The organism is Mesorhizobium sp. M7A.F.Ca.CA.001.08.2.1 (genome assembly GCF_003998455.1).
Lineage (GTDB): Bacteria > Pseudomonadota > Alphaproteobacteria > Rhizobiales > Rhizobiaceae > Mesorhizobium > Mesorhizobium ciceri.
In genome coordinates, this window is the sequence record NZ_RZPW01000667.1 from 1 (window position 1) to 3,496 (window position 3,496).

3 protein-coding genes are annotated in these 3,496 nt (G+C 60.0%); 1 reads left to right on the forward strand and 2 read right to left on the reverse strand.

What is annotated here, in order from left to right:
- Nucleotides 1–2: 2 nt before the first annotated feature.
- Both EN914_RS28635 and EN914_RS28640 read right to left on the reverse strand, forming a co-directional pair.
- Nucleotides 3–1,004, reverse strand: coding sequence for a LacI family DNA-binding transcriptional regulator (locus EN914_RS28635; RefSeq protein ID WP_024505477.1), 1,002 nt, complete (start codon nt 1,002–1,004; stop codon nt 3–5).
- Nucleotides 1,005–1,040: 36 nt separating this feature from the next.
- Nucleotides 1,041–2,039, reverse strand: coding sequence for a 4-hydroxythreonine-4-phosphate dehydrogenase PdxA (locus EN914_RS28640; protein WP_024505476.1), 999 nt, complete (start codon nt 2,037–2,039; stop codon nt 1,041–1,043).
- Nucleotides 2,040–2,125: 86 nt separating this feature from the next.
- Here EN914_RS28640 and EN914_RS28645 point away from each other — a divergent pair.
- The coding region (locus EN914_RS28645; RefSeq protein WP_164778981.1) for an aldehyde dehydrogenase family protein at nt 2,126–3,496 on the forward strand (1,371 nt) is incomplete at its 3' end.

Sequence of the window (3,496 nt, forward strand, 5' to 3'; positions counted from 1 at the left end):
GTTCAGGCGGTTGCAGGACCAATGTTGGTAGAGCCGCGAATGATCAGTTCGCCGGGTATGCGAATAGCCGCTGGTGGAAAGTCTGCCGGATCAAACAGCAGGGAGAGCGACCGCCCCACCATCGCCTCGATCGGCTGGCGGAAGGTGGTGAGGTCGTATGCCGGCCAGGCGGCCGAGGGAATGTCATCGAAGCCCACGATGGAAACATCGCGCGGAACTTTCAACCCAAGCCCGAAGCGCGCGGCATCCAACGCGCCAAGCGCCATGACATCGGCGATACAGAAGATGGCGTCCGGGGGAGTCGGGCCGGACAGCAGATTGATCGCTGCCCTGTAACCCCCGCCATAGGTGTTTTCGCCGAATTGCTCGCCAATGATTTGGACTCCATGGCGGCGCAATTCATCCTGAAAGCCGGCGCTACGTTCACGGTGGGTCGACGTATCAGGGCGGCCCCCTATAAGGGCTATACGCCTATGCCCTGCGGCAACAAGAAGGGCGGCAACTTCCATAGAAGCGGACCTGTTCTCGCAGCACACTGAATTGATCGAAAAGTCGTCGACGGAGCGGTTGAACAGAACCACCCGGGTGTTCCTGTTGTGCAGGATGTCGCGCATTCGCGACGACAACACAGCTGACGTGACGATCAAACCGTCGATCTCGTACTGAAGCATCGATGGCAGCACGTCATCGACTTCGAAACCCTTGGGCACGGAAAGCAACAGGAGCTGCTTGCCCATGGCGTTGAGCTTCTGGGTGTAGATTTCCAGGACGGCCGGGTAGAACGGATTGAGGATATCGGCCATGATCAGGCCAACCATATTCGTCTTCTTCGTCTGCAGGCTTCGCGCGATCCCATTTGGCGTATAGCCCAAGCGCTCCGCCGTCTTGCGAATCTTTTTCTTTGTCTCCTCTGAAATCCTCCCGTCGCCGGCGAGTGCGCGAGACACTGTCGATTGCGATACGCCAGCCTCCCGCGCGACATCCACCGAAGTTGACCGTCTCATGCATTGGATCCTTGCGCAAATCAGCTTTTGCGCCTGTTATGCTGCCTTGCGCGTAGCAATAGCAAGACGATGCGCGAGATCAAACGCTGCTGTCAGGCCGGCGGGGTCGGCGCGATTTTGGCCGACAATGTCGTAGGCTGTTCCTTGCGAGGCGGTAACGATTGGCAGCGGCAATCCGCCAAGAACGGTCGAGGTGTTGGCGAAACCGAGTGTCTTCAGCGCGATCTGGCCCTGATCGTGGAACATGGTGATGATCAAGTCGAGCTTCTCCGGCCCCACACGCAGAAAGACGGTATCGGCCGGATAGAGGCCGGCGACATCGTATCCAAGCTCCTTTAGCCTTTCGATAGCGGGGAGGATAATCTCGATCTCCTCAGTGCCCATTGCGCCGCCTTCTCCCAAATGCGGGTTAAGGCCGGCAACGGCTATTCTCGCACGTTTGCCGCTTGATGATTCGACCGCCTTGGCGCCGGCCACCGTGGCCGCAATGATGGACTCCACGGAGATGTTGTCGGCCACGGCGCGAAGCGGGATATGCGAGGTTACGCGGGCCGTCCAGAGAGCCCCCTGGTTATTCATTTCGCAACAGAAGCCGGTAACCCCGAGGCGACTTGAGAAAAAATGCAGTTCGTCGATCGCCTTGTGACCGGCCAGCCACATCGCCTGTTTGTTGAGCGGACCATAGACAATCGCATCGAGCTGCCCTGCCCCGGCCGCGTCCGCTGCACTCTCCAGCGCCGCGAGCGTGGCAGTTCCGCCCTCCGCGCTCGCCACACCGGGTTTGTAGCCGTCTCGATCCAGCCCTGAAATCAGCGCCACGCCGCCACGCTCCGGAATCGATGAGACGCTATCGACGACCGGGATTTCAGCATCGAGACCAGCGATTCGCATTCCGTCGCGAAAGCTCCCTTTCCCACAAAAGACGGCAACGCGAAGGTCACTCTGGCGCCCTTTTGCATTGACCAATTTGGCACAAAGTTCCGGACCGACACCGGATGGGTCTCCAGCGACGAGGCCGATTGTTGTCACAGACATTTCTCACTCCTGTTTGACAAACTCATTTCAAATGTCTAACAGAGTGCATACGTATGCTCAATCAAAAACGACAGAAGCCATTTCGTATGAACGCCTTTGCAATAGACTCCCTTGAAGCGCGCATCGGCGCGCAAACCACGGAAGCGAGACGACTTTCGGGCCAGATCGTCTGCGGCGGCGGCTTGAGAAAAGCGCTCACAACCGCGCAATTCGATATCGAGAACCCCGCCACCGAAGAGATCATCGGCTCCGCGCCACGCTGCGGCATAGAGGATGTCAATTCTGCGGTGGATGCGGCTTCCCTTGCGTTCCGGTCTTGGTCGGCAACGCCGGCGAGAGAGCGCGGCGCCCTGCTCATGCGGGCAGCCGATCATCTCGACGGCTTCCGTGAAGACATTGCCCGGCTCTCGTCGCTGGAGACTGGTAACGCACTTCCAACCCAATCGCGCAATGAAGCCGGCACCATGGTCGACATCCTGCGTTATTTCGGTGGCCTGGCTGGCGAGATCAACGGCCAGACCTATCCGCCCGATCCTGGCCGGCTGCTCTATACGCGACGCGAGGCGCTTGGTGTCGTTGGCGCGATCATTCCGTGGAATGCACCGCTGATGCAGCTTGCCAGCAAGATCGCCCCGGCACTCGCCGCGGGCAACACCGTCGTGCTAAAGCCGGCCGAGCAAGCACCCTTGGCAGTGCTTCGGGTGTTCGAACTGCTGCAGGCGGTTCTGCCACCCGGCGTCGCGAACGCAATCACCGGGCTCGGCGAGGAAGCAGGTCGCCTGCTTTGCCAACATCCGGCTGTACGCAAGATCAGCTTCACCGGATCGAGCGCGGTCGGCGCCATGATCATGCACTACGCCGCCGACAAGATCGTTCCAGTCACAGCCGAACTCGGCGGCAAGAATCCGAACATCGTCCTGGCCGATGCCAATATCGATCGCGCGGCCCGTGGCATTTTGCAGGGGCTCCGGCTTCAGCGTCAGGGCCAGTCGTGTTCCGCCGGTACGCGGATCTATATCCACGACGCCATTTATGATGCGGTGATCGAGCGCGTGCTGGCCGGCATTACGTCTTTTCGGGTTGGAAACCCGCTGGATGAAGCGACACAGGTGGGCTGTATCGTATCGCGCAAGCAGTTCGATCGTGTCGAACGCTACATCGAAATGGCGCGGCAGACGCCCGGCGCCCGTATCCTTTGCGGCGGCCAGCGTCCCGAAGGTCTGGACAAGGGTTACTACTACTCGACGACGCTGATCGAGGGCGTTCCCGCAAGCTCACCCGTTTGCCGTGACGAGATCTTCGGGCCGGTCGCGACTGTCTCACGCTTTACCGATTTCGAGACCGTGCTGCAGGAGGCCAACGATACGCCTTACGGCCTCGCGGCAACGATTTTCACGGAAAACCTCCCGGCGGCGTTCGACTTCGTGTCGCGCATCGACGCCGGCTTCGTGCAGGTC